A 19,717-nucleotide genomic window follows, 5' to 3' on the forward strand; every position below is an offset into this window, starting at 1 on the left:
ACGCCCCGAGAGGACCCCGACATGACCCGTCAGACCCCGACCCCGAGTCCGACCCCGAGTCCGGCTCGGCGAGCGGCTGCCGCACCGGCCTGGTGGCCGGTCGTCGTGGACCTCGTCGCCGTGCTGGCCTTCGTCGTGATCGGGCGCCGCAGTCACGCCGAGGGGCTCGACCTGCCGGGCCTGCTCGGCACGCTCTGGCCCTTCGTCGTCGGCGCGGTCGTCGGCTGGGCGAGCGTGACCGGCGTCCGATGGCCGCTGGCGAGCGTGCGCGCGGGCGCCGTCGTCTGGGTCTCGACCGCCGTGATCGGGGTGCTGCTGCGCGTGGTCGCCGGCCAGGGGGTGCAGGTCAGCTTCGTGATCGTCACGATCGTGGTGCTCGGCGTCTTCGTCGTCGGCTGGCGGGCCGTCGTCGCTCTCGTGCGACGAATGCGGACACGCCGGGCCTGAGGCCGTATCGGCGACCGGTGCGGGTCAGCCCCGGCGCTTGGTGCTGTTGTCGAGGCTGGGTTCGTCGGTGAGCACGAGGCCGGACGAGCTGTTCGACGAGGCGGTCAGCTCGCTGAGCCAGTCGCGGTTGATCGAGGGCACCCGGCCGCCCGAGTACTTGAAGTAGAGCGGGATGCCCGCGTCGAGCCAGATGCTGCTGCGACCGTCACCGACCTTCTGCGTGTCGCGCCACGAGAAGAAGAACGACTCACGACGTCTCAGCTTGGTCGCGATGACGATCTGGAGGTGTTCGAGCACGCGGTCGTCGAACTCGACCTCGATGCCCGACGTGCCGTAGATGAGCGATCCCATGGGGTCCTGATTCGTGTGGGTGTCCGGTGCCGGCGACGAGGCCGACTCAGGTCAATGTACCGTGCGATCAGGCATTCCCCGAGCCGGCGTCCGGTGACGTGCCCTCACCGGGCGTGCCGGCCGTCACCCGGGCGGCCCAGGCCCGGCGCCGGGTCTTGCCGGCGTCGCCGCGCACGGGCTCGTGGACCACGAGCACCGAGGTCGGTCGTCGCGAGTCGTCGAGGCGGTCCCGGGCCCAGGCCATGACGTCGCCGGGGTCGACGGCAGCCCCGGCGACGTCGACCACGGCCTCGACGCGCTGCCCCAGGTCGTCGTCCGCGACCCCGAACGCGACGGCGCTGCGAACGGCCGGATGCGCCTCGAGCACCCGTTCCACCTCGGCCGGGTGCACGGTGACGCCTCCGCGGAGGATGACGTCGTCGGCCCGGTCGACGACGACGAGGTACCCCTCGGCGTCCAGCCGGCCGAGGTCGCCGAGGGTGTCCCACCCGTCCGCCGTGCGCGCCGAACGACCCCCGAGGTAGCGGTAGGTGGGCCCCCCTTCGCGGTGCAGCCAGACCTGGCCGACCTCACCGGGCGGCAGGTCGACGCCCTCGGGCGACCGCACGGCCACCCGCGTGCCGTCGGTCGGCCGCCCGACGCTGCCCGGGTGCTCGAGCCATTCGTCGCCACGGATGGTCAGCACGCCGTTCGACTCGCTGCCGGCGTACACCTCGACGACCCGCTCGGGCCCGACCCAGTCGAGGAAGCGCCGCTTGAGTCCGGGGGCGCACGGGGCGCCGAGGTGGACGACGGTCTCGAGCGACGACAGGTCGGCCGCGGACCGTTCCGCCTCGGGCAGGCGCAGCAGTCGGTGCATCATGGTCGGCACGAGCATCGTCCAGGTGACGCGGTGGTCGGCGATCGCCCGCAGCACCCGCCGCTCGTCGAAGCGGGGCAGCAGCACGAGCTCGTGGCCGGTCAGCAGGCCGCGGAACGCGTACGTGAAGACGGCCGAGTGGGTCAGGGGCCCGGTGACGAGCTGCACCTGCTCGCGGGGCAGGAACGACGTCACGGGCAGGTCGGGGTCGAGCAGGGCCGGCGCGGCGGCCAGGACGACCTTCGGGCGGCCGGTCGAGCCCGACGAGGCCGGCGCCTTCCAGCTCGTGGCCCAGGCGTCGGGCAGGGGCGCCACCGGGTCGGCGTCGCCGACCGGTGGGGGCGTCCAGCCCTCCGGCAGCCAGGGGACGTCGGCCGACGCCGACCGGACGCCGACCACGAGGGCCGGCCGTGCCAGCGCCTCCAGTTCGGCCCGTTCGTCGGCGTCGAGCCCGCGGGGGACCGGGTGCGGGGTGGCGCCGCACCTCCACACGGCGGCGCAGACCACGACCATCTCGAGCGTGTTCGGCAACGAGACCGTCACCAGCGAGTCCCGCCCGACGCCGAGGGCCAGGTAGGCCCGGGCCAGGACCCGGGAGGCGCGGTCCAGTCCACCCGCCGTCAGCGTCCCCGTGTCGTCGCGGGCCACCACGCGGCCCGGCTCGGCGTCAGCGAGACCCGAGACGATGCGCGAGATCGACTGCCTGACCACGGTCGCCCTCCTCTCCGACGGCGGCGTAGAAGCGTTCGTGCAGCCGAGCGACGTCGTCCCAGTCGTGCGACGCGGCGAGGGCGCGACCGGCGGCGGCGGGGGGACCGGAGCCGTCCAGGGCGGCGACCAGCGCCTCCTCGATCGTGGCGACGTCGGTCGCGTAGGCGACCGACGGGCCGAAGACCTCCCGCAGGACGGGCAGGTCGCGGGCGACGACGGGCACGCCCGCGGCGAGGGCCTCCATCGCGGCGAGCCCGAAGCCCTCCTTCGTCGACACGAAGGCGAGCGCCCCGGCCGCCGCGACGAGCGAGGGCAGCTCGTCGTCGTCGACCACGCCGAGCAGCACCGGGTCGAGGCCGAGCTCGGCGACGCGGGCGTCGACGGCGGCCCGGTACGCCCGGTAGTCGAACAGGGTCTCACCGCCACCGAAGACCAGGCGGACGTCGGGCCGGCGACGTCGCAACCGTGCGTACACTTCGACGAGGTCGAGGCTGCCCTTGCGGGGTTCGATGCCCCCGAGGGCCAGCACGTAGACGCCGAGCCGTTCGTGCCAGCGCTCGCGGGCGTCCCCCCCGGCCGGCCCCGCGGCGGTGGCGAAGCGGGCCGAGTCGACGCCGTTGGGGATCACCGTGGGCGTCAGCCCCCACCCGGCCTCGACGTCGGCGGCGACGGCGGCCGAGACGCAGATGCGGGCGAGCGGTCGGCGGACGGCCTCGTCGTGGCAGCGCACGAGCTGGGGTGTCGTGAACTCGTCGAGGTGGTGGATCGTCCGGACGCACGGGCCGACGGCGTTCGCCGAGATGCAGTCCTGGGCGTGCACCACGTCGTACGGCTCGTCCTCGCGAGCGCGGGCGAAGGCGGCGCGCATCGTCTCGATCGACCGCTGGATGCGGTCGCCGACCGACTCGTCGTCGCGTGCCTCGAACGGCACGACCCTGATCGAGACGGCGGGGTCGACCCGGCGGAAGAACGCCCGGTCACCACCGCGCCCGAGGGTCCAGACCGTCACGTCGTGCCCGCGTCGGGCGAGGGCCTCGGACAGGGCGAGCGTGTGCACGACGCCGCCGCGCGGTTTCGTCGAGTAGGTGACCTGGGCGATGCGCACGGAGCTCCTCGGGGTCGTGGGCGGATCAGCGGGGGTCGACGGCGTAGGTGCTCGGTGCGCGCTGTCGCAGGTGGTCCATCGTGCGGCGGGCTCGGGCGACGTCGCCGGCCACGTCGGCCGTGGCGACGGCGAGCCCGCCCTTCGCCCAGGTCTTGGCGACGATCTCGCCGGCCGGGTCGACGACCTTGGCCTGGCCGAGGAACCTCAACCCCCCGAGCACCCCCGTCTGGTTCGACGAGACGAGGTAGAGCTGGTTCTCGGCGGCCCGGGCACAGTCGTAGAGGTCGAAGAGGTGGGCCTGCCGATCGTTGCGCAGTCGGTCGGAGCGATCGGTGACGCTGGCCGGCCACGCGCTGAGACAGGCGAGGATCACGGCGCCGCCGAGGGCGAGGGTCCGCGACGACTCGGGGAAGGTCTTGTCGAAGTCGATCATCATGCCGAGCCGACCGACGGGGGTGTCGAACGGCTCGAAGGAGGACCCCGCCCGGTAGGCCTCCGACTCGCCGAGCGGCAGGTGCACCTTGCGGTGCGTGCCGAGGACCCGACCGCCCTGGACGCAGACGGCGCTGTTGTACCGGACGTCCTCGCCGTCGGCGAGCTCTCGTTCGGCGACGCCGAAGCAGATCGTCATGTCGCCGGCCAGGTCGGCCACGGCCCGGACCTCCGGCCCGTCCATCTCGACCGCCGGGGGCAACGCCTCGGGGCCGGGGTGCACGAGGTCGAGCAGGTAGCCGCCGACGGTCGCGTCGGGCAGCACGAGCAGGTCGACGCCGCGCTCTCGGGCCTGCTCGATCACGCCGGGCAGTTTCGCGAGGGTGCGCTCGACGTCGCGACCGAAGTGGGCGGCGACGGCGCCCATCGTGATCTCGGCCATGGGCACAGGCTAGTCCGGCCGCGCCGTCTCACCGGGCGACGGCACCCTCGGGCGCGACGCCCCGGGGCGCGGCGCCGTCGGTCACGAGCGGTCGACCCGACCGCGCCGCGATGCCGTCGGCGACGTGCTCGGCGTCCCGGGCGATCGCCTCGAACCGCCCGGAGCCCCAGGTGTTGAGCCAGGGCAAGCCGACGAAGTACAACCCCGCCGTGGTGGTCACGCCCCGCTGGTGGGTGGGGTGGCCGGCACCGTCGAAGACCCCGACCTGCACCCACGAGTAGTCGCTGCGGAACCCCGCCGACCAGACGATGCTCGTGATGCCGGAGCCGCGCAGGTCGAGGTCGGTGACCTCGCGCTCCGGCCGCCAGACGGGCACGTACCGCGGCTCGGTCGGGGCGTCGACGCCGGTGCGGTCGATGTGGCGGTCGATGTCGTCCTTGATCGACTCCATCACCGAGTCGGCGTGGTCGAGCGAGGCCTCGGCGGTCGGACTGAAGGTCAGGCTCGTGCCCTCGGCCGCGGTGAGCCTGCCGTAGAGCCGCATGCCCTCGAGCGCGAAGGCGCGCAGGTCGATGTCGCGTCCGCCGTCGCGCCCGGTCATGTAGTGGTTGGTCGACTCGCGCTTCGTCAACCCGCCGACCTGGGCGTGCACGGGCACGTCGTAGACGCCCATGTCGCTCAGCCAGGCGATGCAGTCGCGGCCGCGGTAGAACCGGGCGCAACGCGGGGCTGAGCCCAGGGCGAGGTGGACGCGCCGGCCGGCGAGGTGCAGGTCCTCGGCGATCTGGGCGCCCGACTGGCCGGAGCCGACGACGAGCACGTCACCGTCGGGCAGCGCGTCGGGCGACCGGTAGTCGGCGGAGTGCAGCTGGACGACGTCCGCCGAGACCCCGGCGGCCACGGCGGGCAGCACGGGGCGGTGGTAACCGCCGGTGGCGACGACGACCTGGTCGGCGAGGAGGGTGCCCTGGTCGGTCACGACCTCGAAGCCGCCGCCGGCCGCCTCGCGCAGCCGCGTGACGAGGACGCCCTCGACGACGGGGGCGCCGGACTCGTCGGCGTAGCGGCGGAGCCAGGCGTGCACCTCGTCGCGGCGCATGAAACCGTCCGGGTCGTCACCGTCGTAGGCGTGGCCGGGCAGCACGCACTGCCAGTTCGGCGTGACCAGCGTGAAGGCGTCCCAGCGGCGGTCGAGCCAGTCGTGCGCGACCGTGTCGCGTTCGAGCACGACGTGGTCGACGCCCCGCCGGGTGAGGTGCCAGCTGACCGACAGGCCCGCCTGGCCGCCGCCGACGACGGCCACGGACACGTGCGTCCCGTCGACGACGCGGCGCGGCGCCGTCACGAGGCGGGCCCCGTCGAGGCGGCGGACGCAGGAGGCGCGGGCGCGGTCGCGAGCGCCGGCAGCGGTGGGTGCATCTCGAGGACCCGCACCGCGCCTCCTCGGTGCGTCGCCGCCGCCGCGACGATCTCGGCTTCCTGGTGCATCGCCGACGTGCAGGCGAAGCCGTAGGCGGCGGAGACCCGCTCGCTCGCGAGCCGGAGGGCAGTCGTCGAGCGGTCGACGAACTCGGCGAGCGGGTACTCGGCGCCGGTGACGAGGTGGTCGTGCACCACGAGGCTGGGTGAGTAGCACGAGGTCTCGCTGCCGTCGGGCCAGCGCACCCGGAACGTCATCTCAGGCACGGGCCAGGCTCCTCTCGGGTGCGGCTTCGGCCTCGCCGGTGCGATAGGCGTCGGGGCGGCGGTCGCGCAGGTGGAACATGCCGCCGCGCATCGCGCGGAAGGTGCCCTCGACGTCGATCTCGGCAACGGCGAGGCCCGCGTCGAGCAGGGTCGTGGCGAGCACGTTGCCCCCGGGGTCGACGACCTTGGCGTTGCCGACGTAGCGGAGCGAGCCGAAGGTGCCGGCCTGGTTCGAGGCGATCCAGAAGACCTGGTTGTCGAGGGCGCGGGCCGTGTCGAACAGGTTGAACCGGTAGGTCCAGCGGTCGTCCTGGAGGTTCTCGGCGGTGGCCGTGCGCGCGACCGGCCAGGCCGACATGCTGACGATGATCTCGGCGCCGTCCATCGCCGACGAGCGGGCTGCCTCGGGGAAGGCCTTGTCGTAGCAGATCTGCAGGCCGAGGCGGCCGACCGGGGTGTCGAAGGCCTCGTAGACGTCACCCGCCGAGTACGACATGGCCTCGCCCAGCGGCTGGTGCACCTTGCGGTACGAGCCGTAGATCCGCGAACCGTCGAGGCAGACGGCGGCGTTGTAGCGCGTCTCGCCGTCGTCGGCCAGCTCGCAGAAGCCGATGCAGACGACCATGTCGCCGACGATCTGCTGCACGCGGCGCAGCTCGGGACCGTCGAGGGCGATCGCCGGGGGCAGCGACCGCGAGGTGGTCTTCAGGGTGTCGCCGTGGTTGCCGAGCGACGAGAGGTACCCGCCGATCGCGGCCTCGGGGAAGGCGAGCAGCTGGACGCCGGCCTCACGGGCCTCGCGGACGAGGCTCTCGATGAGCGCGAAGTTCTGGTCGAGGTCTCGGGTGAAGTTTGCCGAGACGGCCGCGACGGTCGTTGCCATCGTGTCTCCTTGCGGTGCGTCGGTGGGACGGGGTGCGCAGGGGCCTGCGGTGCATCAAGTGAACGTCAGGACGTGTTTCGGATTGGTTACCGCCGGAATAAGAGATCGTTTCGCCGACCGGGGTCGCAATAGAGAGGTCCGCCGAGCCGCGCCGAAACAAAACGACGATCTTTCGTAATCCATCGGCAACACGACGACCGAAGACTCGTGCCAGATCGACCGGCAGTTCCTCATCCGACCCCGCAAGGAGCCCGCACCATGAGCGACATCGACTTCGACCAGCAGATCCTCGACAACATCGAGACCAGCCGCAACGAGATCGCACACCCGTCGCTGCCGAAGGGCAGCACCATCTACGGATCGACGAAGATCTTCCCCGACTACACCGCCACGTCGGACGAGTACTACTTCCAGCTCGTCCACGGCATCGCCCACGAGTCGTCGGTGAGCTTCGTCGCCGTGCTCCAGGCGACCAGGGCCCTGCGGAAGGGCTTCACGAGCGTGCTGTACTTCTACGGCCCCGGCTCGATGAACTGCATCGCGAACCGGGGGTTCCCCACCACCGGCGCGGACGGGTTCCCCGGCGAGAACAACATCAACAACGCGCTCGAGACCTTCATCGCCGAGGGGGGCACGGTCTTCTGCTGCCGCTTCGGCCTGGCCCTGCACGGCAACCGCGAGGAGGACCTGATCGCCGGGGTCATCCCCTGCCACCCGCTCGACGTCCAGGACGCCGTCATCCACTACGCCCGAAAGGGCGCCATCATCAACAGCACCTACATGGTCTGAGCCGGTGCGTCCGTGACGATCACGAACGGTGGCACCCTCTCGACCCGGGTCGACGTCGCCATCCGCGGCATCCGCGTCGCCGCCCCCGTGAACCGACAGGGAGGCGCGGGGCCGAGCGACGACGGGCACGTCCTGTTCCAGGGTCTGCAGTCCGCGATCCCGCAGAACCAGGACAGCCCGTACCTCGTCGACGACGGCAAGCTGCTGCTGGACGGCGTGGACACCGGCATCGAGGTGTCCCCGGTCGACCGGCCGCGGTTCTACGACCTCGTGACCGCCGACGGTGTGTCGTACGAGAAGATCGCGCGGCTCCACGGGGCCAAGGTGCTGGCGACGACCGTCGTGCAGACCTGCGTCCGGTACGACGAGGCCGAGCGCTGCCGGTTCTGCTCGATCGAGGAGTCGCTGAACTCGGGGGCGACCGTCGCCGTCAAGACCCCGGCGATGATCGCCGAGGTGGCCGAGGCCGCCTGGCGGCTCGACGGCGTCGAGCAGATGGTGATGACCACGGGCACGTCGAAGGGTCGCGACCGGGGGGCCAGGCACCTCGCCCGCTGCGTCCGAGCGATCAAGGCCGCCGTGCCCGGGCTCGAGATCCAGGTGCAGTGCGAACCGCCCGGGGACCTCTCGACGATCACCGACCTGTACGAGGCCGGTGCCCGCTCGATCGGCATCCACGTCGAGTCGATGGACGACGCGGTGCGGCAGCGCTGGATGCCTGGCAAGTCGCGCGTCTCGCTCGACGAGTACCGTGCCGCCTGGCGCGAAGCCGTCCGCGTGTTCGGACGCAACCAGGTGTCGACGTACCTGCTCGTCGGCCTCGGCGAGGACCCCGACGAGATGGTCGCCGGTGCGCGGGAGCTGATCGAGATGGGCGTCTACCCGTTCGTCGTGCCGTTCCGCCCCTTGCGCGGCACGCTCGCGACCGACGTCGACGGGGCCACGGCACCGCACGGCTCCGTGCTGCACGACGTCACGTTCCGCGTCTCGCAAGCCCTCATCGCCGCCGGCATGAAGGGCTCGGACCAGACCGCCGGCTGCGCGGCGTGCGGAGCCTGCTCGGCGCTGCAGACGGCGGGCGGCTGACGTGGCGCTGCTCGACGTGCCCGCCCTCATGGGACCCCGGGTCGTGGCCCCGGCCGCCGGGTTCCTCGTGGTGCAGGCCGACGCGCGCGACCTGGACGCCTACCGGACGCTGCGCCGCGCCGCGTTCGTCGACGAACAGGGCCTCTTCTCCGGCACCGACCGCGACGACCTCGACGACGATCCGCGAACCGTCGTGCTCGTCGCCCGGTCGGGCACCGAGGTCGTCGGCGGCGTCCGCCTGGCGCCGGTGGGCACCCGTGACATCGGCTGGTGGACGGGGTCGCGACTCGTCGTGGCGCCCGCGGCCCGCAGCGAACTCGGCGTCGGGTCGGCCCTCGTCCGGGCCGCGTCGGCGCTCGCCGAACAGCTCGGCGTCATCCGCTTCGACGCCACCGTGCAGGAGCGGTCGTCGGTGCTGTTCCGCCGACTCGGCTGGCAGACGACGGGCCGGTGCGTGATCGGCGGGGTCGACCACCTGCGCATGCGCTGGCCGATCGACCGGTACCGGCGCCTCGTCGACGCGACGAAGTCGATGCTCGAGACGGTGCTCGAACCACAGACCGCCTGGGCCTCGTCACCCACCGGTGCCCTCGGGGGGAGCGGCTGGGTCGGCGACGACGGGGCGCCCGTCCCAGGCACCGACGTCGTCGCCGCCTGCGACGCGATCCTCCCGTCGATGGTCGAGCGCGATCCCGAGTGGGCCGGCTGGTGCGGCGTGCTCGTCAACGTCAACGACCTCAGCGCGATGGGCGCGACCCCCGTCGGCCTGCTGGACGCGGTCGGTGGCCGTGACGCGGCGTTCGTCCGTCGCGTCCTGGCCGGACTGCGCCGCGGGGCCGAGGCCTGGGGCGTCCCGCTGCTCGGCGGCCACACGCAGGTGGGGGTGCCGGCCGCGCTCAGCGTGACCGCGCTCGGGCGGACCGACCACCCCGTGCCGGGTGGCGGGGGCCGTCTCGGCGACGCCCTGAGCCTCACGGTGGACGTGTCCGGTTCGTGGCGCGAAGGGCACCACGGCACCCAATGGAACTCGACCGAGGGGCGTCGCGGCGACGAGCTGCGCGACCTCGCCGGCACCGTCGCCCGGGCGAGGCCGGCCGCGGCCAAGGACGTCAGCATGGCGGGCGTCGTCGGCACGGTCGGCATGCTCGCCGAGGCGAGCGGCTACGGCGCGGTCGTCGACGTCGCGTCGGTGCCGACGCCCGGAGGCGCGGGGCCGGCGGCCGTCGACGTCACCATGGGCGACTGGCTGGGCTGCTTTCCGGGGTTCGGCATGCTCACCGCCGACCGGCCCGGCACCTCGCGGATGCACTCGCCGCACGCGGTGACGGCCGAGGTCGGCTCCCTCTCGATCGAACGCGGGGTCCGGCTCCGCTGGCCCGACGGCGTCACCACGTCCGCCGTCGGAGGTGCGGTCACGGGGCTCGGTCCGGCCGTCCGCGCCGACTGACGTCGGGCCGACGCGTCCGGGCTCCGGGGGAGGGGTCGCCGGCGCCGACGGCGGCGTTGTGGGCGGACGTGCAGGCTGTCGAGCCATACTCGGGACTGCCGATCCGCTGCGCCCCCGAGCGCCCGACCGACCACCTGGGACCCATGACCTCGACCGCCTCCGTCCTCCGCGCCTCCTCGTCCTCGAGCCAGGACGTCGTCGCCGACCTCGACGGCCTCGTCGGGTTCGCGGCCCGCATCATCGACGCCCTGGGCGAGTGGGGCGTCGCCCTGCTCACCTTCGTCGAGACGGTGTTCCCGCCGATCCCGAGCGAGATCATCCTGCCGTTGGCCGGGTTCCTCGCGGGGGCCGGATCGATGAACATCGTGCTGCTCGTCGCGCTCAGCACCCTCGGCGCGTACCTCGGCGCCCTCGTGCTCTACGGCCTCGGCGTGGGCCTCGGTCTCGACCGCAGCATCCGCTGGCTGTCCAAGCTGCCGCTCGTCGACCGTCACGACTTCGAGAAGGCCGCCGGCTGGTTCGAGCGGCACGGGCGCTCGGCGGTGTTCTTCGGCCGGTTCATCCCGGGGGTCCGCAGCCTCATCTCGCTGCCCGCCGGCGCCGAGCGGATGCCCCTGCTCGTCTTCTCGGTCTTCACGATCGTCGGCAGCGGCATCTGGAACGGCCTGCTGATCGGCCTGGGTGCGGCGCTCGGCACCCAGTACGAGCTCATCGACCGGTACGCGAAGTACCTCGACTACGCGGTCTACGCGGCGATCGCGGGCGTCGTGGTGTTCCTCGTCGTCCGGTCGGTGCGTCGCCGTCGGGCCGGCGTCGACGACGCGTCCCGCGACGCGGTCGATCAGGACGTTCGCGGCTGACGCCCCGTCCGCGTCCAGGCGGCGGGCCGGGTCGGTCCGTAGCGTGGGCCTCAGACCGACGTCGCACCACGCGTGCGTCCCCGAGCACACGAACCGACAGGACACCGCCATGGGATTCCTCGACCGACTCCTCGGCCGCGAGCCGAAGCAGGGCCAGCCGCAGCAGGGTCAGCAGCAGGCCTACCCGCAGGGCTACCAGTACGGGCAGCAGAGCTACGAACAGCCCGCCGCCCCGCAGCAGGCTCAGCCCCCGCAGGGCTACGGCCAGCCGCAGGGCTACGGACAGCAGCAGGGCTACGGCCAGCCGCAGGGCTACGGCCAGCAGCCCACGGGCGGTCCGGCCGGCGGGCCCGCGCGCAGCGACGACGAGATCGCCGTCGAGCGCTACCGCTACCTGTTAAAGACCGCCCCGCCCGAGACGATCGAGCAGGTGCACGCCGAGGCCTTCGCGAAGCTCAGCCCCGAGCAGCGCCGCCTGGTCTTCGACCAGCTGACGGCCGAGTCCAGCCCCGGCGAGGCGCCGCGCGGCGACGACGCCGGCTCGCTCGCCCAGGCGGCGACGCGTTCCGAGCTGCGCCGCCCGGGCACCCTCGAGCGCACCCTCGGCGGCGGCGCGAACGGCCCGCAGCAGGTCGGCCAGAACGGTCAGCCGATGCGCCAGGGCCCCGGCATGGGTTCGATCATCGGCGGGTCGATCCTCGGCACCGTCGCCGGTTACGTCATCGGGTCGACCCTGATGAGCGCGTTCCTGCCCGACGCGGGTGCGACGGCCGACGGAGGCGCGGGTGACGACGCCGGCGCCGACCAGGGTTCCGAGGGCGACGGCGGCGCCGACGCCGGGGCCGACGCCGGCACCGAGACGGCGAGCGACGGCGGCGGCGACTTCGGTGCCGACACCGGCGGAGACTTCGGCGGCGGTGACTTCGGAGGCGGCTTCGGCGACTTCGGCGGCGGCGACTTCGACATCTGAGCCCGGAGCCGTCGGCGGCGACGTCGGCGTCCCGACCTGGACGTCGGCCCGGGCCGGGCCCGTCGGTGCGGACTAGCGTCGAGGGTCCGCCCACCACCCGCCGCCAGGCCCAGGGAGCACCATGACCAGCACCAGAGTCGCCGTCGTCACCGGGGGGTCGGCCGGTCTCGGCCGGGCCACCGTCCGAGAGCTCGCCTCACGGGGTTGGGACGTGGCGGTCCTGGCCCGGGGCCAGGACGGCCTCGACGGGGCCGTCCGCGACGTCGAGGTCGCCGGGCGCCGGGCGCTCGGCATCTCGACCGACGTGGCCGACCGGTCACAGGTCGAGTCGGCCGCCGACCGGGTCGAGGCCGAGCTCGGCCCGATCGACCTCTGGGTCAACGACGCGATGGTCGGCGTGTTCGGGGAGTTCCTCGAGACCGACCCCGACGACTTCGAGCGCGCCACCGCCGTCAACTACTTCGGCTTCGTCAACGGCACCCGTGCCGCCCTGTCGCGCATGGTGCCCCGTGACCGCGGCCACGTGATCCAGGTCGGCTCGGCCCTCGCCCACCGCGGCATCCCGCTGCAGGCCTCGTACTGCGGGGCGAAGCACGCCGTCCAGGGGTTCACCGAGTCGGTCACCACCGAGCTGATCCACCACAAGAGCTCGGTGCGCATCAGCACCGTCGACATGCCGGCCCTCAACACGATCCAGTTCAACTGGGTGCGGTCGCGCCTGCCCGAGCACCCCCAACCGGTGCCGCCGATCTTCGAGCCCGAGGTCGGGGCGCACGCCATCGCCGACGTCGCCGACAAGCCGCGTCGTCGCACCTGGCTCGGCGAACCCACCGTCATGACGGTGCTCGGCAACCGGTTCGTCGCGAACTTCCTCGACGTCTACCTCGCCAAGAGCGGCTACTCGGGCCAGCAGGCGCCCGACAAGACCGAACCCATGCTGCCCGACAACCTCTACGAGCCCACGGCCGGCGACCAGGGTGCCCGCGGCATCTTCAGCGACCGCGCCCGCAGCACGAGCCCGCAGGTCTGGTACACCCGTCACCGCGCCCTCACCGTGGGTGCCGGGCTCGGGGCCGCCGTGGCCGCCACCGCCGCCGTCGTGGGCCGGGTGACGCGGGGCGGTCGCGCGTGAGCGGCGCTCCCGAGGTCGACGCCGTCGTCGTCGGCGCGGGCCCGAACGGGCTCGCGGCGGCGGTCGTGCTCGCCCGTGCGGGCCTGCGCGTCGAGGTCGTCGAACGGGCCGACACGATCGGCGGCGGCGCCCGCACCCAGGAGGCCACGCTGCAGGGCTTCCGTCACGACATCTGCTCGGCGGTGCACCCCATGGCGCTCGCCTCGGGGTTCTTCCAGCGCTTCCAGCTCGACCGGCGCATCGAGCTGACGGTGCCCGAGATCTCGTACGCCCACCCGCTCGACGGCGGTCGGGCGGGCATCGCCTACCGTGACCTCGAGCGGACGGCCGACGGGCTCGGTGCCGACGGGGCCGCGTGGGCGCGCCTCCTGCGGGGGCTCGTCGAGCGCGAGCCGCGCATGGCGAAGTTCACGATGCGCGAGCTCGTCCGGGTGCCCGACGACCCGGCGACCCTCGTCCGCTTCGGGCTCGCCGCCCTGTCGCAGAGCGGCCCGTGGTGGAACGCCGGCTTCTCGGGTGACGAGGCCCCCGCCATGCTCGCCGGGGTGATGGCCCACGCCATCCGGCCCATGCCCAGCCTGTCCACCTCGGCGGCCGGGCTGGTCCTGGCCGTGCACGCGCACGCGCGCGGGTGGCCGGTGCCCACGGGCGGCAGCCAGTCGATCGTCGACGCGATGGCCGACGACGTCCGGGCGCACGGAGGCACGATCACGACGGGCGTGGACGTCACGTCGATGGACGAACTGCCCCGCGCCCGCGCCACGATCTTCGACACGAGCGCCCGGGCCCTCGCCGACATCGCCGGCGGCCGACTGCCCGCGCGCTACGAACGGGCGCTGCGGCGCTTCCGGTACGGCAACGCCGCGGCCAAGGTCGACTTCGCCCTGTCGGGGCCCGTGCCGTGGGCCGCCGACGAGGCCCGACGCAGCCCCACCCTGCACCTCGGCGGGACGCGGGCCGAGATCGCCTCGGGCGAGCACGACGTCGCCTCGGGCCGTCACGCGCGGACGCCCTACGTGCTGGTCGCCCAGGCCGGCGTCGTCGACGGCACGCGGGCGCCCGAGGGGCAGCAGTCGCTCTGGGCCTACACCCACGTGCCCCGCGGGTCCACGGTCGACCAGACCGAGACCGTCATCGCCGGCATCGAACGCTTCGCCCCCGGGTTCCGTGACACGATCCTCGCGACGCACAGCCGGACGGCCGTCGAGCTCGAGGAGCACGACCCGAACTACGTCGGCGGCGACATCGCCTCGGGGGCTCCGAGCGTGTGGCAGCTCGCCGCGCGTCCGACGCTGTCGAGCGAGCCGTGGCGGACGCCCACCCCCGGCATCTACCTGTGCTCGTCGTCGACGCCTCCCGGTCCGTCGGTGCACGGCCTCGGCGGTGCCTACGCCGCCCGCAGCGCCCTGAAGAACGAGTTCGGCATCGACCGGCTGCCCTACCTGGGCGTCGACGCCTGACCGCGACGGCGCGTCCTGCCGTGGCGGGTCGTTCCTCCGGAGGCGAGACCCGTTCGCGGACCGACCGGTTCACTGCCAGGATCGACGGATGAGCACGACGCACCGTTTCATCGAGGCCTCCCCCCACGACGTCTTCGACGTGCTGAGCGACGGCTGGCTCTTCCCGAGCTGGGTCGTCGGGTCGGCGCGCATCCGTGACGTCGACCTGACCTGGCCGAGCGTCGAGGCGTCCATCCACCACTCCTTCGGCGTCTGGCCACTCGTCGTCGACGACGTCACGACGATCCTCGAGTGGGACCCTCCCGTCCGGGCCGTGTTCCACGCCAAGGGCTGGCCGATGGGCGAGGCTCGCATCGAGATCGACGTGCGCAACCGCATGGGCGGTTGCTTCGTCTCGATGACCGAGTACGCCGTCGCGGGCCCCGGGCGGCTGGTGCCGAAGCCCCTGCTCGACCCTCCGCTGCACTGGCGCAACAAAGAGGCGCTGCAGCGCCTGGCCTGGCTGGCCGAGGGACGCGTGACCGACCGCGTCTCGCCCAGCTGACCCGCGCCTCCTCGGCCCCGCGTCGCAGGACGCCACCCGCGCCTCCGTGCCGATGCGGCCGAGGAGGCGCGGGTGCGGTCTCAGCGCTCGGCGAGCGAGTCGCGCACCTTGCGCCGCAGCACCTTGCCGATCAGCGACTTGGGCAGATCGTCGACGACGACGATGCGTCGCGGCACCTTGTACGGCGTGAGGTGCCCGCGGGCGAAGGTGCGCAGGGCCGCGACGTCGACGTGGGCGCCGGGCTTGGTGACGATCGCGGCGGCCACCTGCTCGCCGCCGGGGGTGGGCAGTCCGACGACGGCCGCCTCGGCCACGCCCTCGAATCGGGTGAGCACCTCTTCGACCTCGGACGGCGAGACGTTGAACCCGCCGGTGATGATCAGCTCTTTGATGCGGTCGACGATGCGCACGAAGCCGTCGTCGTCGATCGTCACGATGTCGCCGGTGCGGAACCAGTCGCCGTCGACGAACACCTCGCCCGACTCCTTCGGCTTGCGGTAGTAGCCGCTGAAGACCTGGGGGCCGCGCACGATCAGTTCGCCGCGTTCGCCGGCGGGCACGTCGACCGTGGGGTTCTCGGGGTCGACGACCCTCACCTCGGTGCCCGGTAGGGGCAGTCCGACCGTGCCGGCGCGCCGCGTGGGCCCGACGGGGTTCGCCATCAGCACGGGTGAGCACTCCGACAGCCCGTAGCCCTCGACGAGCCAACCGCCGGACTCGGCCTCCCACGGCTCGACGACGTCGGCCGAGAGCGGCATGGCACCCGAGATGGCGACGTCGACGCCCTTCAGCGACACCCGGGCGTCGTCGGCGGCCTTCTGCAGGCGGGCGTAGATCGGCGGCACGGCGGGCAGGAAGGTCGGCGGGTGCTTCTTCATCACCTTGAGCACCAGGGCCGGGTCGAAGGCCGGGAACAGCACGAGGCGCGCCCCCATGCTCATGGCGAAGGTGAGGCAGAGCGTGAGGCCGTAGGCGTGGAACATCGGCAGCACCGCGTAGACGACGCAGGTGCCGCGTTCGATGGTGGGGACCCAGGCCTGCGCCTGGGCGGCGTTCGCGAGCAGGTTGTGGTGCGTCAGCTGCGCGCCCTTCGGCGTGCCCGTCGTGCCGGACGTGTACTGGATGACCGCGAGGTCGTCGGTGGCCGGACGGGGGTGCTTCGCCTTGATGCGCGACGAGCCGACGACCTTCTCCCACGGGGTGGTGCCCGACACGGTGGTCGTCAGCCGGTCGCGCGACTCGCGGGCCTTCTTGATCGGCAGGGCGAGGGCCGCGCGCGTGGCGAACGGCATGGCCCGGGTGACGTCGACCGAGACCAGGTGCTCGACGGCGACGTCGGCCGGGAACGCCTGGATCGTCTCGACCACCTTGTTCCAGGCGATGGCGACCTTCGCGCCGTGGTCCTCGAACTGGTGGCGCAGCTCGCGCGGCGTGTAGAGCGGGTTGTGCTCGACCACGATCGCCCCGAGGCGGAGCACCGCGTAGAAGGCGACGACGTGCTGCGGGCCGTTCGGCAGCACGATGGCGACGGTGTCGCCGTGCCCGACGCCGAGCTTGCGGAGGCCCTCGGCCGCCCGTGAGATCTGGTCGACGAGCTCGGAGTACGTCGTGGTCGACCCGAAGAACTCGAGCGCCACCGCCTTCGGGTACCTCGCCGCGGAGGCCTCGACGAGGTCGAGCAGAGAGCCGTCGACCGGTTCGAGGTCGTGCGGCACGCCGGGTGCGTAGGAGTCGAGCCAGGGACGAGCGCTGTCGGTGGTCACCGGGCCACTCTATCGACCCGCCGGGCGTACCCCGTCGGCTCGATGCGGGCTGGCAGCCTGACCACGTCCCGGGAGGCGCGGCGCAGCATGGTCCTCGACATCACGAAGAGAGGAACGACACATCGTGAGCAAGGTCTGGTTCATCACCGGTGCATCCAAGGGCTTCGGCCGCGAGTGGGCCGAAGCGGCCCTCGAGCGCGGCGACAAGGTCGCGGGCACCGCACGGAACATCGACGACGTCACGCCCCTGGTGGACGCGTACGGCGACGCCTTCCTCCCCATCCAGCTCGACGTGAACGACCGCGAGGCCGACGTCGAGGCGGTGAAGCGGGCCGCCGAGCACTTCGGCCGCCTGGACGTCGTCATCAACAACGCCGGCTTCGGCCACTTCGGCATGATCGAGGAGATCACCGAGGACGAGGCCCGTGCGCAGATCGAGACGAACCTGTTCGGCGCCCTCTGGGTGTCGCAGGCCGCCCTGCCGATCATGCGCGAACAGGGTTCGGGTCACATCGTCCAGGTGTCGAGCATCGGCGGCATCAGTGCCTTCCCGACGGTCGGCATCTACCACGCGTCGAAGTGGGGCCTCGAGGGCTTCAGCCAGTCGCTCGCGCAAGAGGTCGCCGGCTTCGGCATCAAGGTGACCCTCGTCGAGCCCGGTGGCTTCTCGACCGACTGGTCGGGGCCTTCCGCCTCGCGCAGCGACGAGCTCGAGGCCTACGCCGAGGTGCGCGAGGCCGCGTCGAAGCGCCCCTCGGCCGCCGACCCCGGCGACCCGACGGCCACCCGCGGCGCGATCCTCAAGGTCGTCGACGCCGACGAGCCGCCGCTGCGCATCTTCTTCGGCAAGGCACCGCTCGAGATCGCGACGAAGGACTACGAGTCGCGTCTCGCGACCTGGAACGAGTGGCAGCCCGTCTCGATCGAGGCGCACGGGAACTGACGCCGGTCCGCGGCACGCACGCCGCGCCTACTGCCCCCGCCCCGGGCGCAGGAGGCGCGGCGTCCGTCCGTCAGGACGGCCCGCCCCGCCTGCCGCGAGCGTCCAGCTTCCGCGGCGCATGATCGAGTCATGCCCGCTCTGACCGAACCGCTCCGCGCCCGTCTGCAGTACACCTTCAACGGTCAGTACACGGGCACGCCCGAGTGGGTCACCGACCTCGAGAAGGGCGACGACGAGGGGTTCTTCCTGCCCGGGTCGGCGGTCTGGGCCGTCCACGGTGCCATGTCGACGATCCCGGCCGGGGTCCGCGCCCTGCTGGTGCAGGCCTTGCACCCGGGAGCCCTCGCCGGCGTCCACGACCACTCGCGCTTCCGCGAGGACCCGCTCGGGCGCCTGGCCGGCACGATCCGCTGGATCTACACCGTCTCGTACGGCAGCCGCGAGGCCGCCACCCACGCGTCGAACTGGGTGTCGCGCCTGCACACCAAGGTGGTCGGCAGCTACGAGGACCGGAACGGCGTGAGCCACGACTACGCCGCGAACGACCCCGAGCTGCTCAGCTGGGTGCACATGGCGTTCGCCGACTCCTTCTTGGCCGCCTACCTCGAGTGGGGTCGCGAGCCCGTCCCCGGTGGGCCCGACGCGTACGTCCGCGAATGGGCGACGGCGGGCGAGCTGATGGGCGTGCCGAACCCGCCGCGCAGCGTCGCCGAGATGCAGCAGCAGCTGATGGACTTCGACCGCCGGGGCGTGCTCGAGCGCACGGCCCGCACCGACGACGTCGTGAAGTTCATCAAGCGGCCGCCGCTCTTCCCCGCGCTGAAGGTCGGCTACCCGGTGCTGTTCAACGGCGCCGTCGGCACCCTGCAGCCGCGCTTCCGCGAGCTGCTCGGCCTGCGGGCACCGCACGTGGGGCCGATCGACCTGCCGACCCGGGCGCCCGCCCAGGCCATGCTCGCCGGGGTCGGGGGAGTCCTCGGCAAGCGTCCGGTCGCCGAGGGGCACGCCCTCGCCCGACTCGACCGGATCGGTTGGACGGCACCGTGACCCTCGCCCGGCGGCGTCGCACGGCGGCGTGACCCTCGGGCGGCGGGGTCGCACGGCCCCCTGACCGGGGAGGGCGGGGGCGCGCACCCGCTGGCAGGATGAGCCGGTGACCGCAGCCCGCCCCCTCGCCGACGAGACCGACGACGACGAGGCGACCCGCGCCTCCTCGGCCCGGGCGACGCGACGGTGGCTGCTCGAACTGCTGGCGATCGTGCTCGTCGGGCTGCTGCTGTCGTGGGGCGTGCGTGCGTTCCTGGTGCGCAGCTTCTCGATCCCGTCGGGGTCGATGGAGCAGACGCTGATGATCGGCGACCGCATCCTCGTAAACGAGCTCGCCCCGCGCGTCCTGCCGCTGCACCGGGGCGACGTCGTCGTCTTCGTGGACCCGGGCGGGTGGCTCGGCTACGGCGACGCCGCCGGTCAGGACCTCGTCAAGCGCGTCATCGGGCTGCCCGGCGACCACGTCAGCTGCTGCGACGCCGCCGGCCACGTGCTCGTCAACGGCGAACCGCTCGACGAGCCGTACCTCACGCTCGTCGACGGCGGCCCCCGGGCCTCGGCCACCGACTTCGACGTGACGGTGCCCGAGGGGGCGCTCTGGGTGCTCGGCGACAACCGCGACCGGTCGGCCGACTCGCGCGCCCACCAGACCGGACCCTACGAGGGCTTCGTACCCGTGGACGACGTCGTCGGACGCGCGTTCGTCGTCGCCTGGCCGATCGACCGGTGGCAACGCCTCTGACGCGGACGCCACCCGGGT

General features: G+C 73.0%; 20 protein-coding genes. 12 read left to right on the forward strand and 8 right to left on the reverse strand.

Translation table 11 applies throughout. The features are described from left to right. Nucleotides 1-21: 21 nt before the first annotated feature. Entirely contained in the window at nt 22-447 is a 426-nt protein-coding gene (locus ITJ55_RS11025) for a DUF3054 domain-containing protein (RefSeq protein ID WP_194595374.1), read from the forward strand. A 24-nt stretch (nt 448-471) separates the two neighbouring features. Here ITJ55_RS11025 and ITJ55_RS11030 read toward each other — a convergent pair whose 3' ends face one another. From ITJ55_RS11030 to ITJ55_RS11060, 7 genes are all read right to left on the reverse strand, one after another. Beyond that, the gene (locus tag ITJ55_RS11030; protein WP_056262342.1) at nt 472-798 is read right to left on the reverse strand and encodes a hypothetical protein; all 327 of its coding nucleotides are present in this window, start codon (nt 796-798) and stop codon (nt 472-474) included. A gap of 67 nt (nt 799-865) precedes the next feature. After that, the gene (locus tag ITJ55_RS11035; RefSeq protein WP_194595375.1) at nt 866-2,368 is read right to left on the reverse strand and encodes an AMP-binding protein; all 1,503 of its coding nucleotides are present in this window, start codon (nt 2,366-2,368) and stop codon (nt 866-868) included. Continuing rightward, nucleotides 2,325-3,473 (reverse strand): MSMEG_0565 family glycosyltransferase, encoded by a 1,149-nt coding sequence (locus tag ITJ55_RS11040; protein ID WP_194595376.1) that lies wholly within the window; start codon nt 3,471-3,473, stop codon nt 2,325-2,327. Before ITJ55_RS11040 ends, ITJ55_RS11035 begins: the two co-directional genes overlap by 44 nt. Nucleotides 3,474-3,498: 25 nt before the next feature. Next, nucleotides 3,499-4,347, reverse strand: a complete 849-nt coding sequence (locus ITJ55_RS11045; RefSeq protein ID WP_194595377.1) for a carbon-nitrogen hydrolase family protein — start codon at nt 4,345-4,347, stop codon at nt 3,499-3,501. 28 nt (nt 4,348-4,375) lie between these two features. Then, nucleotides 4,376-5,656 carry an MSMEG_0569 family flavin-dependent oxidoreductase gene (locus ITJ55_RS11050; RefSeq protein WP_194595378.1) on the reverse strand — a complete coding sequence of 427 codons (1,281 nt, stop codon included), beginning with the start codon at nt 5,654-5,656 and terminating at the stop codon, nt 4,376-4,378. 32 nt (nt 5,657-5,688) lie between these two features. Next, the gene (locus tag ITJ55_RS11055; RefSeq protein ID WP_228498427.1) at nt 5,689-6,024 is read right to left on the reverse strand and encodes an MSMEG_0570 family nitrogen starvation response protein; all 336 of its coding nucleotides are present in this window, start codon (nt 6,022-6,024) and stop codon (nt 5,689-5,691) included. A 1-nt stretch (nt 6,025) separates the two neighbouring features. Next, nucleotides 6,026-6,916 (reverse strand): carbon-nitrogen hydrolase family protein, encoded by an 891-nt coding sequence (locus ITJ55_RS11060; RefSeq protein ID WP_194595380.1) that lies wholly within the window; start codon nt 6,914-6,916, stop codon nt 6,026-6,028. A 258-nt stretch (nt 6,917-7,174) separates the two neighbouring features. On the opposite strand from ITJ55_RS11060, the gene ITJ55_RS11065 reads away from it, so the two are divergent. The 8 genes from ITJ55_RS11065 to ITJ55_RS11100 all read left to right on the forward strand — a co-directional run bounded on the left by ITJ55_RS11065 (nt 7,175) and on the right by ITJ55_RS11100 (nt 15,204). After that, the gene (locus tag ITJ55_RS11065) at nt 7,175-7,705 is read left to right on the forward strand and encodes an MSMEG_0572/Sll0783 family nitrogen starvation response protein (protein WP_194595381.1); all 531 of its coding nucleotides are present in this window, start codon (nt 7,175-7,177) and stop codon (nt 7,703-7,705) included. Nucleotides 7,706-7,717: 12 nt separating this feature from the next. Next, entirely contained in the window at nt 7,718-8,791 is a 1,074-nt protein-coding gene (locus tag ITJ55_RS11070; RefSeq protein ID WP_370544129.1) for an MSMEG_0568 family radical SAM protein, read from the forward strand. Between the two features lies 1 nt (nt 8,792). Further along, nucleotides 8,793-10,238, forward strand: a complete 1,446-nt coding sequence (locus ITJ55_RS11075) for an MSMEG_0567/sll0787 family protein (RefSeq protein ID WP_370544130.1) — start codon at nt 8,793-8,795, stop codon at nt 10,236-10,238. A 143-nt stretch (nt 10,239-10,381) separates the two neighbouring features. Further along, on the forward strand, nt 10,382-11,098 hold the full coding sequence (locus tag ITJ55_RS11080; protein WP_194595382.1) for a DedA family protein: 717 nt from the start codon (nt 10,382-10,384) through the stop codon (nt 11,096-11,098). A 109-nt stretch (nt 11,099-11,207) separates the two neighbouring features. Next, nucleotides 11,208-12,068 (forward strand): hypothetical protein, encoded by an 861-nt coding sequence (locus ITJ55_RS11085; RefSeq protein WP_228498121.1) that lies wholly within the window; start codon nt 11,208-11,210, stop codon nt 12,066-12,068. A 121-nt stretch (nt 12,069-12,189) separates the two neighbouring features. Then, nucleotides 12,190-13,200 carry an SDR family oxidoreductase gene (locus tag ITJ55_RS11090; protein ID WP_194595383.1) on the forward strand — a complete coding sequence of 337 codons (1,011 nt, stop codon included), beginning with the start codon at nt 12,190-12,192 and terminating at the stop codon, nt 13,198-13,200. Further along, nucleotides 13,197-14,660, forward strand: coding sequence for an NAD(P)/FAD-dependent oxidoreductase (locus tag ITJ55_RS11095; RefSeq protein WP_194595384.1), 1,464 nt, complete (start codon nt 13,197-13,199; stop codon nt 14,658-14,660). The genes ITJ55_RS11090 and ITJ55_RS11095 overlap by 4 nt, the downstream gene beginning before the upstream one ends. An 88-nt stretch (nt 14,661-14,748) precedes the next feature. Then, complete coding sequence (locus tag ITJ55_RS11100; RefSeq protein ID WP_194595385.1) at nt 14,749-15,204, forward strand: SRPBCC family protein; 456 nt, start codon at nt 14,749-14,751, stop codon at nt 15,202-15,204. Between the two features lie 80 nt (nt 15,205-15,284). Here the strand turns inward: ITJ55_RS11100 and ITJ55_RS11105 are convergent, their stop codons facing one another. Continuing rightward, entirely contained in the window at nt 15,285-16,967 is a 1,683-nt protein-coding gene (locus ITJ55_RS11105; RefSeq protein ID WP_194595386.1) for a long-chain-fatty-acid--CoA ligase, read from the reverse strand. 124 nt (nt 16,968-17,091) lie between these two features. Here ITJ55_RS11105 and ITJ55_RS11110 point away from each other — a divergent pair, with 124 nt between their 5' ends. The 3 genes from ITJ55_RS11110 to lepB all read left to right on the forward strand — a co-directional run bounded on the left by ITJ55_RS11110 (nt 17,092) and on the right by lepB (nt 19,699). Beyond that, entirely contained in the window at nt 17,092-17,910 is an 819-nt protein-coding gene (locus tag ITJ55_RS11110) for an SDR family oxidoreductase (RefSeq protein WP_370544131.1), read from the forward strand. A gap of 129 nt (nt 17,911-18,039) precedes the next feature. After that, on the forward strand, nt 18,040-18,957 hold the full coding sequence (locus ITJ55_RS11115; RefSeq protein ID WP_194595387.1) for an oxygenase MpaB family protein: 918 nt from the start codon (nt 18,040-18,042) through the stop codon (nt 18,955-18,957). A 106-nt stretch (nt 18,958-19,063) separates the two neighbouring features. Beyond that, nucleotides 19,064-19,699, forward strand: coding sequence for a signal peptidase I (gene lepB / locus ITJ55_RS11120; protein ID WP_370544132.1), 636 nt, complete (start codon nt 19,064-19,066; stop codon nt 19,697-19,699). Nucleotides 19,700-19,717: the final 18 nt, after the last annotated feature.

The sequence above is a fragment of the Frigoribacterium sp. VKM Ac-1396 genome, from assembly GCF_015350895.1.
Taxonomy (GTDB): domain Bacteria; phylum Actinomycetota; class Actinomycetes; order Actinomycetales; family Microbacteriaceae; genus Frigoribacterium.